This window comes from Paenibacillus arenosi, assembly GCF_014841135.1.
Taxonomy (GTDB): Bacteria; Bacillota; Bacilli; order Paenibacillales; family Paenibacillaceae; genus Paenibacillus_B; species Paenibacillus_B arenosi.
Genome location: NZ_JACYTN010000022.1, coordinates 53,178 through 79,170 on the forward strand (window position 1 = coordinate 53,178; position 25,993 = coordinate 79,170).

At 39.3% G+C, this 25,993-nt stretch carries 20 protein-coding genes and 1 pseudogene; 18 read left to right on the forward strand and 3 right to left on the reverse strand.

The features are described from left to right. Window positions 1-5: 5 nt before the first annotated feature. Window positions 6-2,411 (reverse strand): nitrite reductase large subunit NirB, encoded by a 2,406-nt coding sequence (nirB, locus tag IFO66_RS19255; protein WP_192026724.1) that lies wholly within the window; start codon window positions 2,409-2,411, stop codon window positions 6-8. A 677-nt stretch (window positions 2,412-3,088) separates the two neighbouring features. On the opposite strand from nirB, the gene IFO66_RS19260 reads away from it, so the two are divergent. The 4 genes from IFO66_RS19260 (at window position 3,089) to IFO66_RS19275 (ending at window position 5,680) form a co-directional block, all read left to right on the forward strand. Then, the gene (locus tag IFO66_RS19260) at window positions 3,089-3,376 is read left to right on the forward strand and encodes a HesB/YadR/YfhF family protein (protein ID WP_192026725.1); all 288 of its coding nucleotides are present in this window, start codon (window positions 3,089-3,091) and stop codon (window positions 3,374-3,376) included. A 38-nt stretch (window positions 3,377-3,414) separates the two neighbouring features. Next, complete coding sequence (locus IFO66_RS19265; protein ID WP_192026746.1) at window positions 3,415-4,404, forward strand: tRNA-dihydrouridine synthase; 990 nt, start codon at window positions 3,415-3,417, stop codon at window positions 4,402-4,404. Window positions 4,405-4,741: 337 nt separating this feature from the next. Further along, complete coding sequence (locus IFO66_RS19270; RefSeq protein WP_192026726.1) at window positions 4,742-5,062, forward strand: MerR family transcriptional regulator; 321 nt, start codon at window positions 4,742-4,744, stop codon at window positions 5,060-5,062. A gap of 39 nt (window positions 5,063-5,101) precedes the next feature. Beyond that, a complete protein-coding gene (locus IFO66_RS19275) occupies window positions 5,102-5,680 on the forward strand; it encodes a DUF4256 domain-containing protein (RefSeq protein WP_192026727.1) in 579 nt (192 codons plus the stop codon). 190 nt (window positions 5,681-5,870) lie between these two features. Here IFO66_RS19275 and IFO66_RS19280 read toward each other — a convergent pair whose 3' ends face one another. Further along, complete coding sequence (locus IFO66_RS19280) at window positions 5,871-6,344, reverse strand: NTF2 fold immunity protein (RefSeq protein WP_192026728.1); 474 nt, start codon at window positions 6,342-6,344, stop codon at window positions 5,871-5,873. A 547-nt stretch (window positions 6,345-6,891) separates the two neighbouring features. Here IFO66_RS19280 and IFO66_RS19285 point away from each other — a divergent pair. The 14 genes and pseudogenes from IFO66_RS19285 (at window position 6,892) to IFO66_RS19350 (ending at window position 24,819) form a co-directional block, all read left to right on the forward strand. Continuing rightward, window positions 6,892-7,599, forward strand: a complete 708-nt coding sequence (locus tag IFO66_RS19285; protein ID WP_192026729.1) for a DNA alkylation repair protein — start codon at window positions 6,892-6,894, stop codon at window positions 7,597-7,599. A 306-nt stretch (window positions 7,600-7,905) separates the two neighbouring features. Then, entirely contained in the window at window positions 7,906-8,742 is an 837-nt protein-coding gene (locus IFO66_RS19290; RefSeq protein ID WP_192026730.1) for an HNH endonuclease signature motif containing protein, read from the forward strand. Next, window positions 8,739-9,158 carry a (deoxy)nucleoside triphosphate pyrophosphohydrolase gene (locus tag IFO66_RS19295; RefSeq protein WP_192026731.1) on the forward strand — a complete coding sequence of 140 codons (420 nt, stop codon included), beginning with the start codon at window positions 8,739-8,741 and terminating at the stop codon, window positions 9,156-9,158. The genes IFO66_RS19290 and IFO66_RS19295 overlap by 4 nt, the downstream gene beginning before the upstream one ends. A 1,150-nt stretch (window positions 9,159-10,308) precedes the next feature. Next, window positions 10,309-10,743, forward strand: coding sequence for a nucleotide-binding protein (locus IFO66_RS19300; RefSeq protein WP_192026732.1), 435 nt, complete (start codon window positions 10,309-10,311; stop codon window positions 10,741-10,743). Between the two features lie 47 nt (window positions 10,744-10,790). Next, window positions 10,791-12,338 carry a TIGR02677 family protein gene (locus IFO66_RS19305; protein WP_192026733.1) on the forward strand — a complete coding sequence of 516 codons (1,548 nt, stop codon included), beginning with the start codon at window positions 10,791-10,793 and terminating at the stop codon, window positions 12,336-12,338. Window positions 12,339-12,353: 15 nt separating this feature from the next. Beyond that, window positions 12,354-13,586, forward strand: coding sequence for a TIGR02678 family protein (locus IFO66_RS19310; RefSeq protein ID WP_337913411.1), 1,233 nt, complete (start codon window positions 12,354-12,356; stop codon window positions 13,584-13,586). 11 nt (window positions 13,587-13,597) lie between these two features. After that, window positions 13,598-17,728 (forward strand): TIGR02680 family protein, encoded by a 4,131-nt coding sequence (locus tag IFO66_RS19315; RefSeq protein ID WP_192026734.1) that lies wholly within the window; start codon window positions 13,598-13,600, stop codon window positions 17,726-17,728. A gap of 34 nt (window positions 17,729-17,762) precedes the next feature. After that, the gene (locus IFO66_RS19320) at window positions 17,763-19,181 is read left to right on the forward strand and encodes a TIGR02679 domain-containing protein (protein WP_192026735.1); all 1,419 of its coding nucleotides are present in this window, start codon (window positions 17,763-17,765) and stop codon (window positions 19,179-19,181) included. A 303-nt stretch (window positions 19,182-19,484) separates the two neighbouring features. After that, a pseudogene (locus tag IFO66_RS19325) lies at window positions 19,485-19,760 on the forward strand (hypothetical protein); the annotation flags it as partial. Between the two features lie 363 nt (window positions 19,761-20,123). Next, window positions 20,124-21,107 (forward strand): ABC-three component system protein, encoded by a 984-nt coding sequence (locus tag IFO66_RS19330; RefSeq protein ID WP_192026736.1) that lies wholly within the window; start codon window positions 20,124-20,126, stop codon window positions 21,105-21,107. Next, a complete protein-coding gene (locus IFO66_RS19335) occupies window positions 21,094-21,321 on the forward strand; it encodes an ABC-three component system middle component 6 (RefSeq protein WP_192026737.1) in 228 nt (75 codons plus the stop codon). The genes IFO66_RS19330 and IFO66_RS19335 overlap by 14 nt, the downstream gene beginning before the upstream one ends. Beyond that, window positions 21,312-23,033 carry a DUF2326 domain-containing protein gene (locus IFO66_RS19340; RefSeq protein ID WP_192026738.1) on the forward strand — a complete coding sequence of 574 codons (1,722 nt, stop codon included), beginning with the start codon at window positions 21,312-21,314 and terminating at the stop codon, window positions 23,031-23,033. The genes IFO66_RS19335 and IFO66_RS19340 overlap by 10 nt, the downstream gene beginning before the upstream one ends. A gap of 335 nt (window positions 23,034-23,368) precedes the next feature. Then, complete coding sequence (locus tag IFO66_RS19345) at window positions 23,369-23,920, forward strand: cupin domain-containing protein (RefSeq protein WP_192026748.1); 552 nt, start codon at window positions 23,369-23,371, stop codon at window positions 23,918-23,920. A 242-nt stretch (window positions 23,921-24,162) separates the two neighbouring features. Beyond that, window positions 24,163-24,819 (forward strand): early set domain-containing protein, encoded by a 657-nt coding sequence (locus IFO66_RS19350; RefSeq protein ID WP_192026739.1) that lies wholly within the window; start codon window positions 24,163-24,165, stop codon window positions 24,817-24,819. Window positions 24,820-25,310: 491 nt separating this feature from the next. Here the strand turns inward: IFO66_RS19350 and IFO66_RS19355 are convergent. Then, on the reverse strand, window positions 25,311-25,993 hold a 683-nt coding region (locus IFO66_RS19355; RefSeq protein WP_192026740.1), incomplete at its 5' end, for an IS256 family transposase.

Here is a 25,993-nt window from a genome sequence, read left to right on the forward strand (position 1 = left end):
CATAGTTATCCTCTCCCTACAGTAAAGAGTTCTTTTTCCATGCTTTCATTCTCACGAATCGTTGTCCAAGGATCATTGCGTTTGCCAGCGACGGCTTCTTCCAGCTCTGCAAGCAAACTATTGCACTGCTCTTGGTCTAGCAGGACGGATTTAATGTGCTCGAACCCAAGTCTTTCCACCCATGGTGCAGTACGTTCCGTATAAATTCCCGTTTTGCGGTAGTATTGAATCATCGCTCCACAGAGATCAATTACCTCCTGCTCCGTCTCGACCGTTGTTAGCAGCTGTGCCTCTTTTATTTCGGTTCCACCATTTCCTCCGATAAAGATTTGGAAGCCGTTCTCCAAGCCTATGACCCCGAAATCTTTCACTCCACTCTCGACGCAGCTGCGAGGGCAAGCGGAAATGCCCATTTTAAATTTATGAGGTGTATCAATATATTCGAAGCGTTCCTCTAGTTTAATGCCCAGCCCCATGGAATCCTGCGTACCAAACCTACAAAAATTAGCACCGACACAAGTTTTGACCGAGCGTACTGCTTTGGCATAGGCGGAGGCAGATGTCATATCTAGCTCCTCCCACATATCAGGCAGATCTTCCTTCTTTACACCAAATAAGCCAATCCGTTGACTGCCTGTTATTTTAACAAGTGGAACCTTATATTTGTCTGCAACCTGTGCGATTTTCAACAATTGTTGTGCTGTTGTTTGTCCGCCTCTCATTCTCGGAATGACAGAGAAGCGACCATCCTTTTGGATGTTGCCATGCATACGTTCATTAACAAAGCGAGATTCTTTTTCATCTGTATGTTCTCTGGGGAAGGTAACATGAAGGTAAAAATTGATGGCAGGACGACACTTGGAGCATCCCTCAGCGTTACGGAAATGGAGCGCTTGAAATACCTCTTTCGTTGTCGTTAAGCCTTTTTCATGGATCTGTAGTACAATTTCGTCTCTCGTTAAATGCGTACATGCACATATCCCCGTAGGGGCTGCTGTCACTTTATCTCCGATCACATGCGTTAATAGTTCGCTGATGGTAGATTTACATTTGCCACAGGAATTGCCCGCCTTGGTGCAGCGTGTAACTTCCGCAACAGATGTTAATTGCTGCGTATGAATCGCCTGAACAATGGTACCTTTCGTCACCCCATTACAGCCGCACACGGTATCTGCATCATCCCAATTCGCAACACTTATGCTTGCCTCGCCACACGCTGAAGCGAGTAGTGTCACAGGATTCAGTGTCGTAATATCCACCTTATCTCGCAGCATTTTGTAATATCGATTTTCCTCTGTCGTATCCCCATAAAGCACGATGCCAACCACTTTATTATTTTGAATAAACAGCTTCTTATAGCTATTAGCCAAGCCATTATAGGCTTCGATCGCTTTTATATCATCACGCTCATGGATAATTCCTGCTGAAAAAAGATCACAACCCGATACTTTCAAAGAAGTGGAGACGGTGCTGCCGCGATAGCCTTCTGTTACTCGACCTGTCAAAACATCTGCCAATACGTTTGCCTGTTCATAAAGTGGAGCCACAAGTCCGTATGTCATCTGATTATGCTCGGCGCATTCGCCTACAGCGTAGACACCCTCAGCACTCGTCGCCATAAAGTCATCGACAACAATCCCACGTTCAACATGCAGACCCGCTTCTTTGGCCATCCCAGTTACGGGTCTAATGCCAACGGACATTACAACCAAATCTGCTTCAAGAACAGTACCGTCACTAAATTCAAGTGCTTCTACTTTTGTAGTGCCTCGTATGCGAGCTGTCTTTTTCTCCATTAAAAATTGGATGCCTTGCTGTTCCAAATCCTTTTTCAGCAATTGTCCTGCTTGCTCATTGAGTTGGGTTTCCATTAACCATTTTTCCAAATGTACAACGGTTACTTCCATGCCTTGATCGATTAAACCTTTGGCTGCTTCAAGGCCTAACAATCCTCCGCCAATGACGGCTGCTCGTTTGCAGCTTTTCGCCTGCTCTATCATTTGCATCGTATCGTCAATCGTTCGGAAGCCTACCACTCCTTGAAGCTGTGCACCCTCAATGGGTAAAATAAACGATCTTGAGCCTGTTGCTATAATACATTTGTTATACGGTATACATACTCCACTTGCAGTTATTACTCGTTTGTTGTCTGTATCTATTCGTGCCGCAGGATCGTGGTGGATTAGCTGAATGTCATTGTCTTTGTACCATTGCATGGGGTGGGTAATAATCTCATCGACCGTCATCTTGTTCTGCAATACGTGGGATAACATAATGCGATTGTAGTTGGTGTATGGCTCTTCGCCGACAATCGTGATTTCATATTTGGTGGAGTTGCGTTCTAAGATTGCTTCAATCGTTCTTACGCCTGCCATGCCATTTCCGATTAACAGTAGTTGCTCAGTCCTCATAGCCATCCTCCTCATAGCGAAAGCATTCACTTATTATCCGTGAAAGTTTTCACATTTGATGCGGAGATAGTATCATATATTTGGAGAATTGTAAGTTAGAAAAGTCATTGAATAATAAGAAGAGGCTTAGCGTACAGTGACCGACACCTCATTCATATGGAGTGTTGTGGTTAGATAAGACAAAATTACTAAGTGTAAAGGTGTCGGTCGCTTCATACAGAGGGTGATTTGTAATCTAAAAGGTTATGTGGTTCGTCCAACGTAAGTCGGCTTCTAAAATTGGACGTCATTTGTGCGAACAAGGGTAGAAAATGGGGCAAGGATCTCATTATGATGGGCTATTATTTGCTCGGCGGTTAACACATCGGAATGATACGTACTATGGCAATCTTCAACTAATTCTACTTTGTAACCTAGCGAATAACTGCTTCTCTTCCGACTTTACTGCAATCCATAGGGTTCGCCTCCTGTACATGAAGAGTACCAATTCTAAGTATCTCTTTCAATAAACGCTCCGTAGAGTTTACGAACCCAACTTGCTTCTCTTGTTCCTAGCGATTCTGCAAGGTTGTTTTAGGAAATGGCCAAGAAGTTGCTTTGTTTCTCTATTTGTCATTTATAATGGTACAATCGGGTTACAATAGAAGAAACAGAAATAGAGCAAGGAGTTGAGAGAGATGAAATTAGTAGTAGAAACAATGGCGGCACGTTGGTACAAAGAGCAGATGGAGTTAGTAGACGGTGACAACTTGCGGATTTTCGTAAAGATGGGTGGTTGCGGAAGTGTGTGCCCTGGATTATCACTTGGTGTTACGAAGGATGAACCTACAAGTCCCGGACTTACCCATACGGTAGAGGGCATTCATTTTTATATGGAAGAAGATAATCTTTGGTACTTGGACAGCAAAGATCTGACGATTTCTTTTGATGAAAAGTTGGAAGAGATCAATATGATCGTCGGATAAATGGTTAGCCGCGTAAATTGTATAGAGAGGTATTTGATATAATGGATAATTTTTGGCGTGATCTACCACGACCTTTTTTTGTACTGGCACCCATGGAAGATGTGACGGATGTTGTGTTTCGCCATGTTGTAAGTGAAGCAGCCAGACCGGATGTGTTTTTTACGGAGTTTGCGAATACAGAGAGCTATTGCCACCCGGAGGGGAACCATAGTGTGCGCGGACGTTTGACTTTTACAGCGGATGAACAGCCCATTGTAGCTCATATCTGGGGAGATAAGCCGGAATTCTTCCGTCAAATGAGTATCGGCATGGCGAAAGCAGGGTTTAAAGGCATCGATATCAATATGGGTTGTCCCGTAGCGAATGTCGCAGAGAATGGGAAGGGAAGCGGTCTAATCTGCCGTCCCCAAGTTGCAGCGGATATTATCCAGGCTGCCAAAGCTGGAGGATTGCCCGTCAGCGTAAAAACAAGGCTCGGCTTCACTGAAGTAGACGAATGGCGCGACTGGTTAACCCATATTCTGAAGCAGGATATTGTTAATTTGTCCATTCATCTGCGGACAAGAGAGGAAATGAGCAAAGTAGACGCTCACTGGGAACTAATTCCCGAGATTAAGAAACTTCGAGACGAGGTGGCACCAGATACCCTTTTAACCATTAACGGGGATATTCCTGACCGTCAGACTGGCTTGAAGCTTGCTGAACAATACGGTATAGATGGAGTTATGATTGGACGCGGTATTTTCCAGAATCCGTTTGCTTTTGAGAAGGAGCCGAAGGAGCACAGCAGTGATGAATTGCTAGACCTGCTGCGGCTGCATCTGGATCTCCATGATCATTATTCAGCACTGATTCCACGTTCGTTCAGCGCTCTCACGCGTTTCTTCAAAATCTATGTTCGTGGATTCCGAGGAGCAGGTGAATTAAGAAATAGCTTAATGAACGCGAAGTCAACAAGTGGAGCACGTGCGCTGCTCGATGAATTTGTGGTGGAGGAACGTAAAGATTCAGGTTCAGCTAGTGGATAGGTTTCCGCACAGGGTACATGATGGAGAGCGTGAGGCCGAAGGGCAAAAATTAGAGCTACCGCTACCACGGAGATTTACATCATTTTGCAAGCTTTTATGATTATGATTAGTTCGATGAGAAAGTCGCCAATGTTACGTTGGCGGCTTGTTTTGTTGTGATGCTATTATCATGTTTTCTTGATTCATAGATAATCTGATTTCTTAAAAAGACTACGTTCAACTTTGTCTAAGATTGCAATTTAATAACGCTCGTTGTCAATATTTATCGTGCTGTTGTAGCCATTCTTCATATGCAGTAAAATGATTTCAAATCCATTTAATTACTGAAGGTGATCACATGAGCTCAAATGAAGAGTTGAAAAATCTATTGGATTTCGATTTGTTGAGTAAATTAGTTGTTGGAATTGGTGAAGTATCTGAAATTACAGGTGTCCCTACGAGACAAATCAGGTATTGGGAAGAAAAAGGGATTATCAATTCATCACAAGAAGCCGAAGGAACAACTCGAAAGTATGATTATTTAAACGTGAAAAAAATAATCTTAGTCAAGGAACTCTTAGATGATGGATATACGTTAGACGCGGCTGCGAAAAAAGTGGGAGATCGAATGAAGATCATAAACGAAGCGTTTGCGAAGTTGGCGCAACGGTCAGAATAAGTTGATATATATATGTTATAAAACAAGGGAGAATCTAACATGGCAGGGAGCAACAATACCAGCAACAAGGAGTTACCATTAGAACAACGGGAAGAACTACTCAAAGTATTAAAAGCCCGATTTGATAAAAATATGGACCGTCATTCAGACCTTGAATGGGCAAACGTTCAAGCGAAGCTCGAAGCTAATCCTGACAAACTGTGGTCGCTCTATGAAATGGAGAAGACCGAGGGCGAACCGGATGTTGTTGGTTATGATACACAGTCGGGTGAATACACCTTCTATGATTGTTCAAAAGAAAGCCCTAAAGGTCGCAGAAGTATTTGTTACGATCTTGAAGCACTGGAGTCGAGAAAACAGCATAAACCAGAAAATAACGCGATTGATATGGCTGCTGGCATGGGCGTTGAGCTGTTAACAGAAGATCAATACCGAGAGCTGCAGAAGCTTGGGAATTTCGATTTGAAAACATCGAGCTGGGTACAAACACCTGATCAAATTAGAAAGCTTGGTGGGGCTATTTTTTGTGATCGACGCTATGACACGGTCTTTGTGTACCATAATGGAGCAGATTCGTATTATGCGGCTAGGGGATTCCGCGGTTCGCTAAAGGTATAAATAGGGCAAAGGGTAAAGATGGGCGTAGCCCTTCAAGTAGTAATAGATTGACTTGGATGTGATGCGATCTATGCTGCATGGGGAATTGGGCACTTACACGTAAGGTTGGGCCTGATCAATCCTGCCTAATAAAATATAAATCCCTAACCATATTTATAATGGGTTAGGGATTTTGCTTTTAGTATGTAATTCAGAGTATGCAAGTATTCCACTTTTCATTGCCGTAACGCCTATTCTTATAGTTATCAATTTTCCACTTATCGGCTTTTCTTAATAACACAAACAGATATTCATCATCAAAGTTAGTTTCTGTTTTGATATAAACTTCTGCACGGTTTCTATTCTTTAGTTCAACATTTGTTTCAATAGCGTGCTCTATCCCATTGAATTTCACCGGGAAACCAAAGCTCTGTCTGCTTGTACCGCCATACACCCTCTTTTTGTCGGTGCAATATTCAATAAAAATAGGACTGATTAGTCCCGAGAATTCTTCGTGCCAATCTGTTCGTGTTACATAATGATATTCATCACCTGTATATTTTTCTCTTAATTCAGCTTCTTCTTGTGTAAACTGCTCATAAATGCGATCTTCAATGACGTTCCATTTTGATCCATATTTTTGGACGATATCAACTAAATGTTTGTTCAACTCTTGATTATCCATGGTTTAACACCTCTAATAGTGTGAAATTAGGTTACTAGTTATCCGATAAGTTATTTAATATGCTTGCTGATAAATGGATTAGCCTTAACAAGAATTATGGCCTCTTCCATAGTTTCTCATATATGAAGTGCTAACTTCAATTTATATATAGTTGAGAATCAAAATGAAGTAGGAGATGATGGGATATGGCTAATACAATATATGTAAATGTGCGACATTGGCTATTTTGGTATGGAGTATATGGATTCTGTGAAAAAAGTTGTAATGATGAAATTGTATTATATTTGGATGAAGAAAAAACCAACTTTTTAGGACATTCCGAGATATGAAGAGACGAAAATATCATATGAAAATGATTATGAACCTTACATATAAAATTTCGAGTAAAGAGCTGTAATTTAAAAAGTAGCCCCAGTCTGACTACTTCACAAAGGTGCAGGCTAGGGGTGCCTTTTTGTATAATAGGAAAGCAGCGTAAGAATCGCATGGGTCATAAAATCCATGGTTATAATTAATAGAAACCTATCAAGGAAAGAAGTGATATACGATGAATTTTGAAACGGTGATGCAAGAGCTTGAAGCGCTCGGTAAAGAACGAACGAAGAAAATATATATGTCGAGCGGTGCTCACGAGCCGCTTTTTGGTGTGGCTACAGGCCATATGAAGCCAATCGCGAAGAAGATCAAGATCAATCAGGAATTGGCTGAGCAGCTTTATGTCACTGGGAATTACGATGCTATGTACTTTGCGGGTGTAATTGCAGATCCAAAAGCAATGATGAAGGCGGATTTTGATCGTTGGATGGATACGGCATATTTCTATATGCTGTCCGACTATGTGGTTGCCGTTACGCTAGCAGAAGCGGATATTGCACAAGAGGTTGCAGATGATTGGATCACAAGCGATGAAGAGCTAAAGATGTCAGCAGGATGGAGCTGCTATTGTTGGCTTTTGGGAAATCGTAAAGATCATGAATTTTCGGAAAGTAAAATCGCTAATATGCTTGAAACGGTGAAAAATACGATTCATGATGCTCCTGATCGAACGAAATACTCGATGAATAATTTTCTATTCACCGTAGCAACTTCCTACACGCCGCTTCACGATTTGGCGGTTGAAACTGGGAAGGCAGTAGGCCCGGTCGAAGTTCAAACAGACAAAGCCAAAAGCAAGTTTATCAACGCGTCTGATAATATTCAAAAGGCAGTGGATAAAGGGCAGGTTGGATTTAAACGTAAACATGTAAGGTGTTAATCTCGTTGGTTACTAGATAAAGCAAAAGAGTTATATGGAGTGTGTACGTGTATCCATGGTTCGTAAATGGTTATAACGGGCTTACTATAGCAATTAAATAGTTGTACGATACTTGCTAAATATATAAGTACCCATCAACAATAATTAAACCTCTCGGCATAGTTCGAGAGGTTTTTTCACGATCAGATAAAAGAACGTGTTACAGGGATATCCAGTTATTTCATGGAAACGTGACAACTTTTAGCTTTATGATTAGGAGTATGTACAACTACGACGAGATAATTGCTACATACGGATGGTGAAAATATGTCAACAAGATGGCATGGACTCGAACCTGGTGACGTCCTAGATAATGATGAATTACGAAAAATATTTAAATGTTCACCCCAAGGTGGGATGAGAAGATCCAAGGAGACTAATTCCTTAGTAATTGTATCGAATCACGTGAAATCGCTATATGATGACCGATGGATCGATGATGTACTGCATTATACGGGTATGGGGAAACGCGATGATCAAAGCTATACCTTTATGCAAAATAAAACATTGGCTGAATCAAATCAAAACGGTGTAGAGGTATACTTATTTGAAGTATTCAAGCTACGGGAATACGTATATAGAGGAAGAGTTGAGCTTGCACATAATCCATATCAGGAACAACAAGCTGATGAAAAGGGGAATATGAGAAATGTCTGGGTATTCCCCGTGAAATTGAAAGACGAGGGATTTGTCTATGAACCATCGAAAACCTTAATTTATGAAGCACTAGTTGTTCGAGAGAAAAAAGCAAAACGTATGACTGATCAGAACTTGAGGATGCGAGCTGAAACCGCTAGTAAAAAAGTTGCTAGAAAGCAAGTTGTCACAACAACCTTTGAACGTGATATCTATGTTGCAGAGTATGTGAAGCGATGTGCCAAGGGAGTTTGTCAATTATGTGATCACCGAGCTCCGTTTGAAAATAAACAGGGAGAACCATACTTGGAGACACATCATATTGTTTGGTTGGCAAGAGGAGGAGATGATTCTGTCGATAATACCGTAGCTTTATGTCCTAACTGTCATCGGAAAATGCATATTCTTGACTCGCCAGATGATATTTCCAAACTTATAAGTGCTGCTAAAGGAAGGAATACGAAATGAAACAAGTCGATGTTGTAGGGGCTGTCATCATTAATGAGCGTGAAGAGATTCTTTGTGCACTTCGATCTATGAAAATGTCGATGCCAGGATACTGGGAGTTTCCAGGAGGGAAAATTGAGCCAGGTGAAGACCATCAGGCCGCACTGGTAAGGGAAATTAAAGAAGAACTACTGTGTGATATAGAGGTTGGGGAGTTTATCACTGATATTGTACACGAGTACCCAGCGATTAAAGTTAGATTGATTACATATGAGGCAAAAATTATTTGCGGTGTACCAGTAGCAACTGAACATGAGAAGCTTGAATGGATTGCACGAAATGATATTAGAAATCTACACTGGGCTCCAGCGGATATCCCGACTATTGATATTCTTTGTCGTGATGTATCTGGTCAAGGGGACCAGAATACTGTATAAAATTTGAAATGGGGTAAAGGTATACTATGTAAATAAAACACATTTGGAGTGTGTTTTATTTACAGTTCAAAAAGTTTAAATGATGTTATTTTTGATTGGACTGTTAAAACAAGTGAATCAGTATCTAATTAACTACGAGACGCTTTTACTATCGCTGAATAAGTGGTGGTGAAAGCGTCTTTATATTATGTGTAGGTGGCTGAAGATTAAATAAACTTTGGATACAGCTCCAATTCTTTAACGAGCGATCAAAATCGCTATGATCAGATATTATTGTCTCAGTAAAAGTATTATCAGGGTGCAGCGGGCTTTTTTTGTTTCAATAATACGTCAGCAAGTTGAGTAAAAGAAGTAAATTATTCTTTCAAAAAGGAGAGTTTAAATAAGATTTTCGACATATTTACGTATGATAAATTTTCCTTAGTTGTGGATACTCAAAAAGTTGAGATAATCAAAAATTGATCCAAAAATGAGTTGAAAATAGGGTGATAATCTAAAGAAAGGCTACTTTTTTCGTCTGTTTTTGAATTTAGGTTCTAGCTGCGGGAAAACGGAGATGAGCTCTTTTCTCCATAGGTAATAGGTTTTTGATGATATCTTCAAGTGTTGAATAATTTCGGTGGCGTTCTTGTTCGTACTGTGTATTTCAACTATGAGGTCAAGGATAGTGTCGGGATGTTTTCTTCTATAATAAAGAGGTTGCCTATGTACAGCATAAGCTTTGCTGCAATCCAAACAATAAATTCGTGCTAACGGAGTGGCTCCATGCTTTCTAACATTGCTGGATTGGCACTTAGGGCAGCGTTTATGAGGGCCACGAGATTTGGGGTCTTGTTGTTCAATCAAGTGATCTACTTGCTTGAGCGTATTTAGGAGAAACATACGTAACTTCCTCAATTCGGGGAGGCTTTTGTGTTGTATGCACCTTTCTAACAAAAATTCTATATGAAGCAGCTCGTCCATAGCTATTTTCTCCAGTCTATATTTGATATTTGAAGTTTAATTTCTCTTTAGTAAAAAGGCAACAATTAACTTCTAAAATTAAACTGTCAATTCTCTGTATGCTAGACGGATGGATTGTTTTTACGATATGATGAGTTAAAATTTGGAATTAAAAGTATTGGAGTGGATTGGAAGGGGCACGTGGTAGATGAAAATTTTTATTGGTAGCTCGAACTCACAGCAATCGCTAGCAGATTTGAGGCAAATAGCAATGATAATTGAAGAAGAAAGCCATGAGCCCATTCCCTGGAACAAGTTGGGTTTGTTTCCGTTAGGGAATTATGCGCTTGATATTTTGCGCAATATTAGCTTGAACGTAGATGCAGCAATATTGATTTTTAATGAAGATGACAAGTTATGGTACAGGAATGATTATTCATTGCAACCGAGGGACAATGTTGTTCTGGAGTTCGGACTCTTTTTTTCACAATTGGGTAGAGATAGAACAATTATTTGTCGGCGTGGCCAGGAGAAAATCCCGTCTGATCTTAATGGAATAATGTATTGTAATTTGAACAAAGAATTTAAAGCACAGGCTGTTTTGATTGAGTGGCTGCAGTCATTACATTCTAAAAATTCTTAATATCACCAATCTGCGCTACCCTATTTCTTATTTTCTCGGAGGTTCGCTTGAGTAAAATTCCTAGCTTAAATTCGATACGTGGTGTCACAGAGCTTAAATATGTAAATGCCGAGAATGTAACTCGTTATCGTGCGATCATGCGATTTTTATATGAACAATACCAAAAGCTCAATTATTGGCTGAAACCAGAGCAAATTTTTGAAGGGGTGATGTTATGGAAGTTGCATACAAATTACACGTTAGAGCAGTGTCAGATAGATCTGGATCAATTAGTAGAGTGGGGAAATTTAAGCTCTCGTCATGATGGAGGCAGATCCCTTACTGTAGAAGAGTATTTGCGAAAGAAATATCAATATTTGATGACCCCTTATTCTATTGAGATTGAACGTTTACTGGAAAGTTTAGAACATGTCCACGGATACGGAGGTTCACTGGAGCCAACACTTTTTGACCGGATTGCGGATATGTTATTCGATATACGACAACATTCAGGTAGATACAAACAGGGACAAGCAATCGAGTTATGGAATAATCTGTACAACGCGTTTCAGAGGCTCCATGAGGCATCTGTAGACTATATAGCAAGCCTGCAAACGAATAAAGCGGAAGAACTGATCGCCACGGATGCATTCTTATTCTATAAGGATTCCATTACGCAGTATTTAAAGGACTTCGTGCAAGCGCTTCAGCGGCGTTCGTTTAAAATTGAAGGTAATCTGGAGAAAATTACAACGGGGGTAAGGGATTTATTCCTTCAGGCTGTGGTTGAAGATGAATGGCGAATTCCTAAGTTGGAAGAAACGGTAACACAAGAGCAATATTTATATGAGCTGTTGGAGAAGTGGGATATTTTAAAAAGGTGGTTTATTGGTGAAGTCGGTTCGACAAGCGAGCTTGTGCTATTAGAAGTAGCTTCTAAGGAAGCTGTTGTTAGAATGGTGCGTAGTGCGATCCGTATTCAGGAGCGCAAACGTTCAACGACCAGTAGACGAAAAGAACTTGACTATTTGGGTCAGTGGTTTTATCGAAGTGAGGATACGAATTCCGCACACAATCTTGCCGCTTATGCATTTGGACTTTTTCCAACGCGACATTTGCAAGGACATGATAATCGAGAATCGGATAGCTCAGAGATGTCAATGTGGCATGAACCGCCGAATGTGATTACATTACGGTCGCGGAGCCGTAAGAAGAATGAGCGTTTGGATACGGAGTCAGTTATTGATAAATCGGCAAAGAAAGCGGAATTAAGGCAAAAGTACATTCAACGTCATAAACAAGAGCTCTGTTTTGTAATTCAAATGGTAGAAAAAAGAGTAATTCGAATGTCAGAGTTCGATATTGTGTCTGTATCAGAACGCCTGCAAATTTTGCAATGGATTGGCTTATGTACAGCTGCCGCTAAATCGTTTTTTTATACGCCAGAAGGAATTAGAATCCAGTTAAAGCAGCCATCTAATAAAGAGAGGACAGCCTTACGATGCGAGGATGGAGAACTGGAGTTGTTGAACTATGAATTTCAGTTTGAAATTTCCAATCGAGAAGCTTGGAACGAGATGATTCACTGGATAGAAGAGGCTAATGATCTTGAGTAACAAAGGATGGGGAAAGTGGAAAAGATAAGAATAGGTAAGCCGAATCGTGAGAAAAGACGGCGAACGAATCTTGTTGACAAAGCAGAGCATGAGAATCGCAAAATCGCATGTATGAACGCGTTGTTAAATCGTCCTTGGATTACAAAGGAGCATGATCCGCAACTATATTATTGGATTAAAGAGAAACAGCCTGAGTTAAAGCAATGGTTTATGGATTTCACAGGTTATTCTTTGCTTGTAAATGCCAAACTAGCCAAACTGGACAAAGCGCCTGTAGTAGCTTATCCATGGATGGGATTTCGCGAATTTCGTGAACCGCTCGACTATGCTCTATTTACGTATGCATTATGGTTTTTGGAAAGTAAACTAGAGCAAGAGCAGTTTTTATTAACCACCCTAGTTAAAGAAATTCGAGAATATATGTCAGAACAAACGATGGAAGTAAATTGGAAAAATTACTTCCATCGTTTGTCAATGGCGAGAGCTTTAAAAAAACTGAAAAGTATGGGCGTTGTGAAGGCCGTTGATGGTCAAGAATCACGTTGGGCGCAAAGTGACTCTAATACTAGTGATGTGTTATATGAGTGTACTTCCTATTCTCGGTACGTATTACGCAACTTTCCCAAGGCACTTACCGAATATACGGTAATGGATGAACTGTGCGAAACTTTAGATTATGGTACGGAACAAGAAGAACAAAATCGGCGTCGAAAACATCACCTCTATCGTCGGTATCTACTAGAGCCGGTAGTGCATGATCGGTTTTGGCGCGGCGACATGTTATATTTCCACGGACAACGAAAAAATATATTAACACAAATCAAAACGATGTTTGGCTGGGAAGGCAGTAGGTATCGCGAAGGCATCGTTTTTTTTGAGTCGGAACTTATTGCGGAGGCGGAGCTATTTCCTACATTATCATCAATTTCTGATATCGCCCTGTTAGTATGTGGTGTCGTCCGTAATGAAGCGAATACTGCTGATTCTGGTATAAGTGTGGAGCGAGATGGCACTATCCATCTAATTAAAGGCGAGATTGAGCGGATATTAATCCAACTGCAACAAGTTTATAAAAAATATTGGATAAATGATTACAGTAAAATGAAGTCCCCTGAATTAGCAACAGAAGTATGCGATCATTTGACGGAGTGGGGATTTGGCGAGTGGGGAGAAGACGGCTTATATGTGCTTTATGCCATTACTGGACGTTGGACAGCTAAGTATGGCCCGACTGAAATAGAAATATGAGGGGGAGCTTTATGCTGCTAGATACCGTAGCGGATGTGGACGTTGACACGGATAAGCATACGTCACGTTGGCAGATGAACCGGGCAGGAATTTTGAATTTTTGGCATTATGATGAGGAAGAATTTTGTCTTGAAGAAGGGCGAATTATTTTAAGAGGGACAAACGGTTCCGGCAAGTCGGTTACGATGCAAAGCTTTCTTCCGCTTGTATTAGATGGAGATAAGAGACCACAACGTTTAGATCCATTTGGCTCTCGTGATCGTCGATTGGAGTTCTATTTGTTGGGTGATGCTGAAGAAGGACATACAGATAGAACAGGATATTTGTGGCTAGAGTTTTATCATACAGAAAAAAAACTGTATAAAACGATCGGTATTGGTTTACGAGCACGTCGGGGAGTAACACAAATTGGCTTTTGGGGTTTTTTACTGGATGATGGTCGCAGAATTAATTATGACTGCTGGTTGTATGATCGTGATCTTTGGTTGACACAAGGAACAAAAACACCTTTGAATCGAAAAAGGCTGGAGGAAATGCTTGGGGAGAACGGTGAGGTTGTACAGGAGCAAAGAGCCTATCGAGATATGGTCAATAAAGCTCTTTTTGGTTTTCAAGACGTAGAGTCCTATCAGGATTTATTGAAACTACTTTTGGAATTGCGTAGCCCCAAGTTATCGAAAGATTTTAAACCTTCGTCTATGTATGAAATTTTGACCCGAGCTTTACCACCATTGCATGACGCCGACTTGAATCCGCTCACAGATGTTCTAGAGGATATGGATCATATTACAGATCGTTTGGAAGAATTGCAATTACATCGCACAGAAATCGAGAAGCTGCATGGTCAATATGAACGCTATTGTAATTTTTTGCTCCATATGTATGCTAAACGTTTATTGGAATTGTTGAGAGTAAAGGATGATCTGTCACAGGAGATTCATACCTTAGAGGTTCAAAAAAAAGAAGCCGAGCAAGCAGAAGCGGATACTGTACTTGACTTAGAGCATAATCGCCAGCAACTAGAAAAAGCCGAAATGGAGCTTGAGGTTCTAAATAGAAGCGAAGTAATGGAGAAGCAAAGAGAACTGGAGGTATCAGAAGGACAGTTAAAAGATATGAGAAAACAGCTAAAGGGCATTGGCGAGCGGATAAACATTAATACTAAAACTTCTGAAAAGATCCAGAATGAAATCTTGTTATTAAATCGGAAATTGTCTGAACTATCAGATACACAGCTTCAAATTATTGAGGAGCTTGAAGATTATGCTCGGATGATGGAATTTCGTGAGCATGACATTTATCATGGTCTATGGCAGCGTGGCGTGCAAGAAGATAAACGTTGTATTGCTAGCTGGAAAAAAGACCTCGACAACCATAAAAAAGCATTAATTGCAGCTTTAGAGGTGGCAAGACAGGCGAATGAAGCTGCGAAAGCCGTTGTCGATACTGAAGTTCAATTGGGTGAAGTTCATAAAGAGCGGAATTTGTTAGAAGAACAATATTCGATTGAAGAGGACGAATTAGACAGGATTAAACAGCTCTTAAGAGAGGATGTGCTGCGTTGGTATGAGCAACTGAATCAATTAACATTGGAAAGCGAACAGGTACGGGAATGTTTGCGGGCTATATCTATGCTTACACCACTAGAACGTCAATACGATTTGGTTCGCCATCCGGTCATCCAAGCTTTTGAACATCAGAGTCATGATTTAATTGGACAACAGATAAAACTACAGCAGCGACAGGAGTTGCTGAATGAAGAGTGCAAGCGAATCGAGCAAGAATTGCAACAATGGCAGGCTTCAAGAGAACCAGAGCCGGCTAGAACGACCGAACGGCTTCTCTCTCGACAACAAAGAGGTACAGAAATGGGAGCTCCGCTCTATACAGCATGTGAATTTCATTCTTGTCTTTCTGAAACTGATAGAGCGCAGTTGGAAGAAACGTTAGTGCAGGCTGGTCTTTTAGATGCATGGATAGTTCCAGGTGGAAAGCTCGCGCTATGGTACCAAGAAAATACTGAGGAGATTTGGTTTGAGTCTAACCCTGTGCATGGAAGTACGCTTGCTGATGTGCTGTATGGAACTCCTCCCCATAATAGTGGGTTATCTCTTGAGGATATTCAATTGGTGCTGAGTAGTATTGAATGGTCACAGGGAGAAATAAATAATACGCTTTTAAATAACAATGCGCATGTTAACGGAAAGGGTAGCTTCCGCCTAGGTCCTTTGATGGGCAGGAATTTATCAAAAAGCAGGGCGGAATACATTGGTGCAGAGACGCGTTTGCTTACAAAGCAGCTTGAAATAGAGCGATTGCAGTCTGAAAAACAGAGTTTTTTAGAGCAGATTGAAGAGGTTGAAAACGACCTGCAAGTAAATGGAGAGCAACAGCAGCAATTACGAAATGAACTGAATAAATTTCCTAAAGATGGAGATGTTCAATTCCATATGGAGGCGCTATTACAGATTTCTTATCGACTTGCTGAGGTGGTGAAGCACGAGCAGAAAGTGGAAGCTTGGTATAAAGAAAAGGTGGCGGTTAAGAAAGAAATTCAACTGAAACTGATTGAACTAACGGAGGCGTGGTCAGGTTTAAAACAGGAGAAGGCGATTAGCGAAGCTATTGAAATTTGTGGAGCTTATGGGAATCTAGTTTCAGAGTTGTCTTCCATTTTAATACGTGTGCAAGAAATGACTCGTAGTCATGCCAGCTATGAAGAGAGGCAAGAGGACCTTTTAATGTTACTAGAGGACGACTATGAAGAACGGCGGGAGTCTGAGGGACGTGAACGTAAATATGCGGCGCAAACCGAACAACTGTTGAAGCTTATTCAGGAAATGGATATTGAAGCCGTTTATTTACAAATTCAGTTTCTTAAAAAGTTAAAGAGTAATTTAAACAAAACAATGGACAATTTAAGGGGAGAGAAAGAGCAACTTGGGAGCATTTTAGCGGAAGCGAAAGTGAAGTTGGAGTTCAAATACAAAGAATTCCATCAATGTGAAACCCGATTAGGTGGAGTCTTGGAATTATGGCGTACGGAGCTTGAATATTCCTTTATTCCGCAACGGGGGGAGTTTACTACTCACAAGGAGGACGAGAATGAAACTCGTAAGTTGTGCAAGCAAATAGTAAAAGAATACGAGACAGCATTTCTGCATGTAACAAAGGATCGTGTTTTACATGATCTTCAGGAGACTCTTTCGGTAACACGTGGTTCTTTAATAGATTATGTTTTGGAGCGCGAGTATCTTGAATCCGATAGAGTGATAATTACGTCTAAGCGGGATCGTTTGAATCCATTATCCCTAACGCAGTTGTTGGAAGAAGCGCGAGCTTTGGAGCAAGAGCAACAGATGCTTCTGACGGAAAAAGATCGAGAATTGTATGAGGAGATCATTTTACGCAGTGTTGGTCGGGCGATTCGACTTAGGATTCACAGGGCCAAAGATTGGGTTAGACAAATGAATGATCTTATGAATCAACGGGATACATCAAGCGGTCTGCAGCTATCTTTGCAATGGACAGCAAAGACAGGAGAAACGGAGTCTGATCTGGGGATGGAAACATTGGTGGAATTATTGTTAGAGGATTCACATCGTTTAGATGACACCAAGGTCCAGGAAGTTATCACCCATTTCCGGAATCGAATTCTGCTGGCTAAACAAAATGCAGAGGAAGAGCAAGGGACTTTCCGTGAACATATTTATACTTTACTCGATTACCGTACTTGGTTTAAATTCACATTGCTTTACCGCAAAGGTGATAAGCTTGCCTATAAGGAATTAAAAGACGATAAGTTTAATGTATTGAGCGGTGGAGAAAAAGCAATGTCCATGTATATTCCGTTGCTGGCTGCTACTTATTCCCGATATAGCGATGCAAGTGGAGATGCGCCTAAGATTATATCATTGGATGAAGCATTTGCTGGCGTCGATGATGCTAACATTCGCGATATGTTTTTGTTACTGACTGACATGGGCTTCGATTATATGATGACCTCTCAAGTGCTCTGGGGATGTTATGAATCTGTTCCCCGCTTAGCAATCTATGAGATTCACCGACCTAAAGATTCAAATGTAATTACATTATTCCATTATCGTTGGGATGGGAAGAAGCGAACACTTATTGAAAAGTGATTTCGGTAGTGAGAATAAGTGAGGCGTTTAAGTAGTGGAGACAAAAACAAGGAAGTCGGCGAAACACTATTATAGTGATCCGATGCTGAACGGTTTGTTAGAAGCCGCATTTAAGAAATATAGAGGTCAAAATGGAGTGCGCGGAAAGATTAACATTGAAGTGGTATCAAGTGATGAAGCTTTAAGGCTACAAGAGTTTTTTGGCAGTCGATTAGAACGATTAATTCGACCAGGCTCCATAATTGAGCTTCCTATGAAAGTGTTTGCTGAGGAAATTGCAAAGGGATATAATTTGGATCTACCTGAGTTGTATGAATTGTTGCATGGCGCGCCTTTGGTAACTAATGCAGAGCGACGGCAATTGCAGGAGCAAGCTTGGCACACAGTATTTGAGCATGCTAGCAGTCTCTTTGAGAAGCGTATGGGTTTTAGTGTTTCAAATCCAATATTGGAGAGTAAAACATTTAATTGGCTTCAAAGGCTATATGACGGTAAGGCATCCGGCTATAGAATTGTCCAGTATGCAATGCGAACGAATGCGAATTCTGTTGAAATGCTATTTTATTGCTTAAAAGCACTGTGGTATCTATATGTTGAAACCGACCATATGCTAGCAGAGTTAAGCGTCAACGCCCCCTATGTACAGCTTCCAATATTCGCACAATTTATTACAGAGGGGGATCCACATGCTTTTGACATGGGGTTTCCTTCCGGGAGATTGTTATGGCAGGCTTTGGATGACATCTATACTCAGGAGTTAAAAAATGGTCAAAGGATAGGTAATGATCATCTGTTGGTTCACGATTTCATGAAACGTAGATTTATTTATCAGGTTGCAGGAATTACAGCTGATGAAATAAGCTCGTTTGTACATGTGTTTATACCTAACGAACATTATGGAACAGCAGCTAGAACATTAAACTTGAGTGAGTTGCATGACAACTCGAATTGGTTTAAACCTGCAAACCTATACGTTTTTGAGAATCCATCTGTGTTTATGTTTCTAGTATATGAAACTATTCATTTTTTAGAGGCAAGCGGGGTTACGCTTGAACAAATTCCCGACAATTTTCCGATTCTCGTATGTATTTCAGGTCAGGCACGTGATGCGGCTAAATATTTTATTGTTAAATGTATAGAGACGAATCCGAATTGTACAATTTTTTACTCCGGTGACTTTGACCTCCCAGGGATACAAATAAAAATGAATCTGGAGTTATTAGGGGATATACATGTCATGCGTATGGATGCTGCTACCTACAAGGAACATATACATTCTCGGAGTCGTCCGCTTACTAAACAAGATGTGAAGACTCTGGGGAGTATGCAGGGAGATTTGCCAAAAGAGATGTCGGAAAATAGGAAAAAAGTTTACCAAGAAGCGATCACCAAAGAACTACGAGAAGATTGGATACAAGTAATAAAGAAGGTGTTGGGTGCTTGTAGTAAGTAATAAAGTGTTAAATTCCGCGTAGACTTGTTCTCAAGATGTCTAAGCGGAATAGTAAAGAGGGGTTCGCTACCTCTCTTTTTTGTTTAAAAATTATCTTTATAATGTATTAACTTCAGAACCATAGAGGTGAGTTCGTCGATGTTTCGAAAGTAGGAATAGCCCTTTGCTCAACGCAGGATATTGATTAGATAACTCAAAAACTACTTGAGAGGACTAGTGGAATCGTGGATAAAATTACAACGAAAGGCTATCCGTTGCATGTAGAATGATCGTAGGGGAAGGCTGTGTTAAATGCGGTAAGAACTTGAAACGGTGAAAAATACGATTCACGATGTTCCTGAAAGAACGAATTTCTCGATGAACAATTTTATTTACACGGTAGCAACTTCCTATACGCCACTCCATGATAAAGCGGTCGAAATTGCAAAGGCAGTAGGCCCAGTCGAAGTACAAAAAGACAAACCAAAAAGAAAGTTCCTAAACGCTTTCGATAATATTCAGAAGGTAGTCGATAAGGGGCAGCTTGGATTTAAACAAAAACATGTAGGTGTTAATCTCGTTTGTGAATACACGAAGTAAACGAGATTGTGGATTACTCTGCATAGATGATTAAAAATGATTAATTTCCTAATATATACATCAAAGAAGGACGGCAGGGGTGCCGTCCTTCTTTGATGTACACGGATATAACTGAAATATATTAAGTAGCTTAAAAGAGTAATACAACGAAACTAGTACATACAGTAGTTTGATTCTTCAAACTACTGTATGTACTAGTTTAATAGAATCGTAGAGATTAAGAAGTTTTGATTTTTAAGGTGAAATTTTCCTATCAGACAGACATTCTTAGCATTATAATGGATTATTATAACGATTTGAATGGGTTTAAATAATCAGGAGTTTGGTTGCTTTCTAAGGTACAATGAGGAGGAAAGATTGTAAATGAAAAGACAGCGGTATTACTCTGAAATTTCAGAGAGATTAGAGATACTAGCGAATAGAATTAAAACTAACGGTAAGCTAAATGTATTGGACTTAAACATACATGCAGAAACATTTTTTAGAGATTTATTGAATTGTATTTACGGGTATAAATTGAGGTCAGCGAACGTATCTAGTGCTAATACTGAGGCAATAGACTTGATTGATGAAGAAAATAAAATGGTTATTCAAGTTTCTTCAACCGCTACTAAACAAAAAATAGAAAGTACTTTAAACAAAGAAATAATGTCTGAATATGCAACTAAAAATTATAATATTAAGTTTCTTTTTATTGCAGATGAAGCGAAAAATTTGAAAGATAAAGATTTTCTCAATCCTTACAAGATTTCATTTTCACCTCAAGAAGACATAATAGATAAAGTTAGCTTGATTACATCAATATCACAATTAACAATCGGATCGTATAGTATCGTACATGATTTGTTTATTAAAGAATTTGGAGGGGCACCGAGTCCAAGTAAAATCACTTCTAACTTAGCTACAATTGTGAATTTGTTAGCAGTTGAGGATCTGGATGAGGGTGGAACTTCTACTAATCTTAACTTATATAACATTGATGAAAAAATTGATTATAATGAACTGAGTATTATTAAAGAGACAACTATAAATGAATATATACCCTACTATTCCAAGTTAGATAGAATATACAAAGAATTTGAGCATGAGGGTAGAAACAAAAGAGTTTCTGTATTGAGAAAATTAACATCTTTTTATGAAAAAGAGTTGTGCAATAATGATATTAGCAGCGTTGAAAAATTCTTCAATATTATTAATAAAGTCGAAGAATATATAATCGATAGTAATAATTTAAATGATATCGAGGAAGATGTTATTGAGATGTGTGTAAAAATAATTACTGTAGATGCTTTTATTAGATGTAAAATTTTTAAGAATCCTAAGGGGTATAATCATGTTGCTTCCTAATGATATAAAACCTGAATCAAGTATATTTTATTATTCAGCGTTAGTTTTAAAAGAAATTCAAAATAGTGAAGATAATGAGATAGTCAAGATTTTTCGATCATTAAAAGAACAATATGATATTTCTTTAAAGGTATTTTCATATTGCTTAGATTGGTTGTACCTTATTGAAGCAGTAAAAGTAGATGAGAAAGGACAAATTTCTATATGTACTTAAAAGAGTTGTGTATTTCTTCTTTTTCGGAAATAATTCGAAAGATAGAGTTTCATCTAGGTGCAAATTTAATAGTTGATGAAACAATAGGGAAAAATGACATTGAGACCGGTAATAATATTGGAAAAACAACCGTACTAGCACTAGTAGATTATTGCTTAGGTGGGAATGCAGAGCAAATATATATTGATCCAGAAACAAAAAAAGAAATAGAGCACGTTAAGAATTACTTAGAACGAAAAGAAGTCCTAATTACATTGACATTAAAAGAGAATTTAATGGATGAATCATCTAGGGAGATTGTTATAGAAAGGAATTTTTTGCAAAGAAACAATAAAATAATGTCAATTAATGGTGAAAAACTTCCGAAAAACCAAGGGAAAGATTTTGAAAAAAAACTTGATCAGTTATTAATTGGGGAGAGAGAAGTTCTTAAACCCTCTTTTCGTCAGGTGGTTGCACACTACATTAGATATCAGGAAAATAAAGTAAATAAAACTCTAAGAGTCCTAAGTAATTTTTCAACAAATTTTGAGTATGAAACATTGCATCTGTTTATGTTTGGTCTGCCGGTTTCAGATAGATCCCAATTAAACAGTAAGCTAAAGGGAGAGCAAGATTATAAGAAACGTCTAGAAAAACAACATTCAAAGACCGAACTGGAATTGCAACTTGATATTGTTAAGAATAATATTGTTGCTTTAGAAAAAAGAAAAAGTAATTTGAATATAAATGAAAATTATAAGCAGGAACTAGAAGAGTTAAATGATCTAAAATATAGAGTAAGTAATGTTAGTTCAAGAATAAGTGAGTTGAGTGTACGGGAACAACTTTTGATTGAGACAGAAGCGGAATTAAAATCAGATATGTCAAATATCAATTTTCCGGAATTACGAGAAATTTATAATATAGCGAAAAAAAATATAAATAACATTCAGACTACTTTTGAACAACTTGTAGAGTATCATAACAAAATGATTTTAGAAAAGATAAGATTTATAACACAAGATATTCCTAAGATACGTTCTGTAATAGAGGAGCACAAAAAAAATCTTAAGGAACTTTTGGATAAAGAAAAACAACTGTCATTTAAAATTTCAGCTAGTGATACATTTCAAGATTTAGAAGATATTATTAGTGATCTGACAAAATCTTATCAGCGTGTTGGGGAATTAGAAAGTGGAATTGAGCAACTAAATTCTGTAGAAACGAATATTAAAAATTTAAATGAAGAGATTGAACTATTGGACGGGGACAGATTTTCTGAAGAGTTTCAAGAAATATTAAAGAGTAAGTTGAAAGATTTTAATAGCATTTTTGCTGATGTTTCCAATGAATTATACGGTGAACAATATGGTATATCGTTTAAAATTAATGAAGATAGGAAGACAAAACAAAATTATTACCATTTTGAAAGTTTTAACGCCAATACAAGTTCCGGTAAAAAACAAGGAGAGATAATTTGTTTTGATATTGCTTATATTTTGTTTGCCAGAAAAGAAGGGCTACCTTTTTTGAATTTTGTTCTTAATGATAAAAAAGAATTGATGCATGGAAATCAGCTTAAGAAAGTAAGCAAGTACGCAAAAGATAATAAAATACAGTTGGTGTTTTCAATTTTAAAAGATAAATTACCTAATGAGCTAAATAGTAGTGAACATATTGTTCTCCGTCTTTCTGATCAAGACAAATTATTTAAAATTGAAAAGAGATAATGAGATAGATTTTATATTCAATAATATCAATACGTTTATTATGGGATAAATAGAAAATGATACTCTTAATAGAAATTGTCTGTTTTTTTGTAGCGTAGGGGAGGCAACCAGAGAAGTTGCTGCCTATGCAGGATGGGCTTATTCGTTTAAATTAATTAGTTGAAGATTTGAGAAATTTATTTGTAGCAGAGGTCAAGTTGAAAAAATTATTGAATGGCATATAAGAGGGAACTGTTTCTAAAGTACTGGGCTGCTGTCTTTTTGTTACCTACACATAGGCTCTTGCATAGGATGGAGGTAAACGATTCATTCATGAGAGGAACATGAACATGAGTATGAATGTATACTGCAAGTCATGCAACAGCTATCAATGGCACAGCCAAGTCATGCCTAACCATGGGAGTAACCATTATTCCAGTTATAATTGGTATCCTCATCAATATAATTGGAACCATAACCAGCAAGAATACGATAGATTTATTCAGTTGAAGGACTACGGCCCGAATCCATTTGTCGTGAATATCGATCAAGCTACGGAGCAGAATCGTAATTATCGTACGGTTTTATGGACAGGGAAACACCTGCAAGTCGCTTTGATGAGCATTAATGTTGGAGATGATATCGGTTTAGAAGTCCATCCGGGAACGGATCAGTTCATTCGCATTGAAGAGGGTGAAGGACTTGTTCGGATGGGAGATAGACAGGATAACTTAACGATTGAGCACAGAGTAAATGATGATTATGCCGTCATGGTTCCTGCTGGAACGTGGCATAACATAATTAATACAGGTAGAAAACCACTTAAAGTGTACACGATTTATGCCCCGGCAGAGCATCCATTCGGTACTGTTCATGAAACAAAAGCAATTGCTATGGCTTCTGAGTAAACTGTTGATAGTCAGGTAGAGTCAGGTAGAGTTTCATTGATGAGTGCAAGTGAAATATTAGATTAACAGACGCGGAATTTTTATTCCGTGTCTTTTTATATGCAACAATGAATGCTAGCTTTTTCAAGACCTTTGTCACTATTTACAATATATTGCCATTCATCAGGCTATGCTGTAATATCTGATCGGACTACTAAGAAAAGGTGCTTAGCTATTGAAAAAATTATGAAAGGTGGCATGTAATGAAGAAGAGGATGTTGGTCATTTTAGCGATGGTAATTGTTTTGATGACAGGCAGCACGGTGGTTGCAAACGGTTCGTTTACAAGTACTACTGTTAATTTGGGCAAGGGGGCAAACGGTAAAAATCACGTAAAAATTAGTTGGAGTGCACCTCCTGGTGTCTCGGTAAGCCACTATAAAGTGGTGAGGCATGAACTGTTTTACGCTTGGTTCTCGAAAGAGGTGTGTAACAACGTAACAACAACGACTTGTACGGATGATACGATATTGCAGAAGGGGAATTACGAATACTTTGTCATCGCACATCTGACGAATGGAACACAAATTAAGGCGCCTGCGTCTCGTGTACGTGTAAGTGACTATGTGGGAGTGCCTGCTGTTCCGGCTGTAACGATTTCGCCCCAAGGCAATGGGAGTTACAAAATCGGATTCTCCATCACCAGCGGAAACAATGCCGACACTTGGAAGTTATATCAGAATGGAACATGTATTAACTGCTTTATGTTTCAAGGTTATTTAACTGAGAATGGCCAAAATTCGCAGTCTGCAGCAGAAGGACCGTATACGTTCAATCCAGGAACATACGTTTTTCAAGTGAGACTAGAAAATGCGTATGGAGTAACCTTGTCTTCTCCCCAAACTTTAGTTGTAGAATAGGTAACTAATATTACTAGCTTTTCTCTCCCGAGTTCTATGTATAGTGAGTCGTAATCATACTATCTTTTAGCCGGACTCTCCTTTGCAATGGAGGGGCCGGTTTCTTATTTCTTTGAAATACACTTCGGAAAAAAGCCCCTTACCACCTGAGTAAAAGCGGCAAGGAGCCAATCAACGAAACTATCAATCTTTCCAAATGTTAAAGGCAGGCGATTCCTTCATCCTAACGTAGACGTGAAATGGATTGTATTTGTTACGTGTTCGGTCGTTTATTTTAGCGTGCCAAAAATGATATGGACAAAAGTACAGCTATTTTCACTAGAAAACGTCATTTTTCGATAGTTATAGACAAAAATGCAGTTACTTTGCTCGATTAAGCCCCTAAAAGGGGGAATGAAGCAAAAATAAGTGCATTTTTGCCGATATTCTCGCTAAAATGGGTCAAGTCCATATTTGTGTGTAAATTCCTCGTCGTCAAAATGGTTTATCTACTATTTGGTTTGAGGACGTCGCCAAGTATGGTACGCATTGAGATCTACGTATTTTTTGCCTGTCGTCCATTTGTCATCCTGTTCCATGAGTAGAGCTCCGAATAGACGTAGTACCGAGTCTCGATTTGGAAAGATGCGAATAACACGTTCTCTGCGTCGTAGCTCTCCATTCAGGCGTTCAATTGCATTTGTTGTGCGGGTTCGGACTCGTACATCAGCAGGCAAGGCTAAGACAGCTGTAGCATCGTCAAATCCTTCTTCCATAACCTGCATGGCTTTGGGCGCCTTATCTATAAAAGTGGCTATCGTCTTTTCTAGCAACTCTCGGCCGATTTGCTCGTTGGCAGCTTCAAAGATAGTACGCGCATGGGCCTTAATCTCGGGGCGCAAGGCTTTTGGTGAAGCATCCAGAATATTGCGCATAAAGTGAGTTTGGCATCGTTGCCACGTCACACCCTGAAAGTGAGTCCGTACAGCCTTCACCAAACCACCGTGTTGGTCGCTAGTAATGAGATCGACACCATCTAGGCCACGCTGTTTTAGTTCCATGAAAAAGACGTCCCAGCTTGCTTCAGACTCGGTATCGCCAATCTGCAAGCCTAAAATTTCACGAGTACCTTTTTCGTTAATGCCAGCGGCAATCATCACAGCACGTGAGCGAACTCGCCCATCTTCACGTACCT

Bases quoted from the DNA above. Each gene is read 5' to 3' on its own strand.
- IFO66_RS19275 (WP_192026727.1), top strand. From the start codon at position 5,102: ATGGCAGGGAGCAACAATACCAGCAACAAGGAGTTACCATTAGAACAA.
- IFO66_RS19340 (WP_192026738.1), top strand. From the start codon at position 21,312: ATGTACTTAAAAGAGTTGTGTATTTCTTCTTTTTCGGAAATAATTCGA.
- IFO66_RS19295 (WP_192026731.1), top strand. From the start codon at position 8,739: ATGAAACAAGTCGATGTTGTAGGGGCTGTCATCATTAATGAGCGTGAA.
- IFO66_RS19300 (WP_192026732.1), top strand. From the start codon at position 10,309: ATGAAAATTTTTATTGGTAGCTCGAACTCACAGCAATCGCTAGCAGAT.
- nirB (WP_192026724.1), bottom strand. From the start codon at position 2,411: ATGAGGACTGAGCAACTACTGTTAATCGGAAATGGCATGGCAGGCGTA.
- IFO66_RS19270 (WP_192026726.1), top strand. From the start codon at position 4,742: ATGAGCTCAAATGAAGAGTTGAAAAATCTATTGGATTTCGATTTGTTG.
- IFO66_RS19290 (WP_192026730.1), top strand. From the start codon at position 7,906: ATGTCAACAAGATGGCATGGACTCGAACCTGGTGACGTCCTAGATAAT.
- IFO66_RS19260 (WP_192026725.1), top strand. From the start codon at position 3,089: ATGAAATTAGTAGTAGAAACAATGGCGGCACGTTGGTACAAAGAGCAG.
- IFO66_RS19345 (WP_192026748.1), top strand. From the start codon at position 23,369: ATGAATGTATACTGCAAGTCATGCAACAGCTATCAATGGCACAGCCAA.
- IFO66_RS19330 (WP_192026736.1), top strand. From the start codon at position 20,124: ATGAAAAGACAGCGGTATTACTCTGAAATTTCAGAGAGATTAGAGATA.
- IFO66_RS19335 (WP_192026737.1), top strand. From the start codon at position 21,094: ATGTTGCTTCCTAATGATATAAAACCTGAATCAAGTATATTTTATTAT.
- IFO66_RS19280 (WP_192026728.1), bottom strand. From the start codon at position 6,344: ATGGATAATCAAGAGTTGAACAAACATTTAGTTGATATCGTCCAAAAA.
- IFO66_RS19350 (WP_192026739.1), top strand. From the start codon at position 24,163: ATGAAGAAGAGGATGTTGGTCATTTTAGCGATGGTAATTGTTTTGATG.
- IFO66_RS19315 (WP_192026734.1), top strand. From the start codon at position 13,598: ATGCTGCTAGATACCGTAGCGGATGTGGACGTTGACACGGATAAGCAT.
- IFO66_RS19285 (WP_192026729.1), top strand. From the start codon at position 6,892: ATGAATTTTGAAACGGTGATGCAAGAGCTTGAAGCGCTCGGTAAAGAA.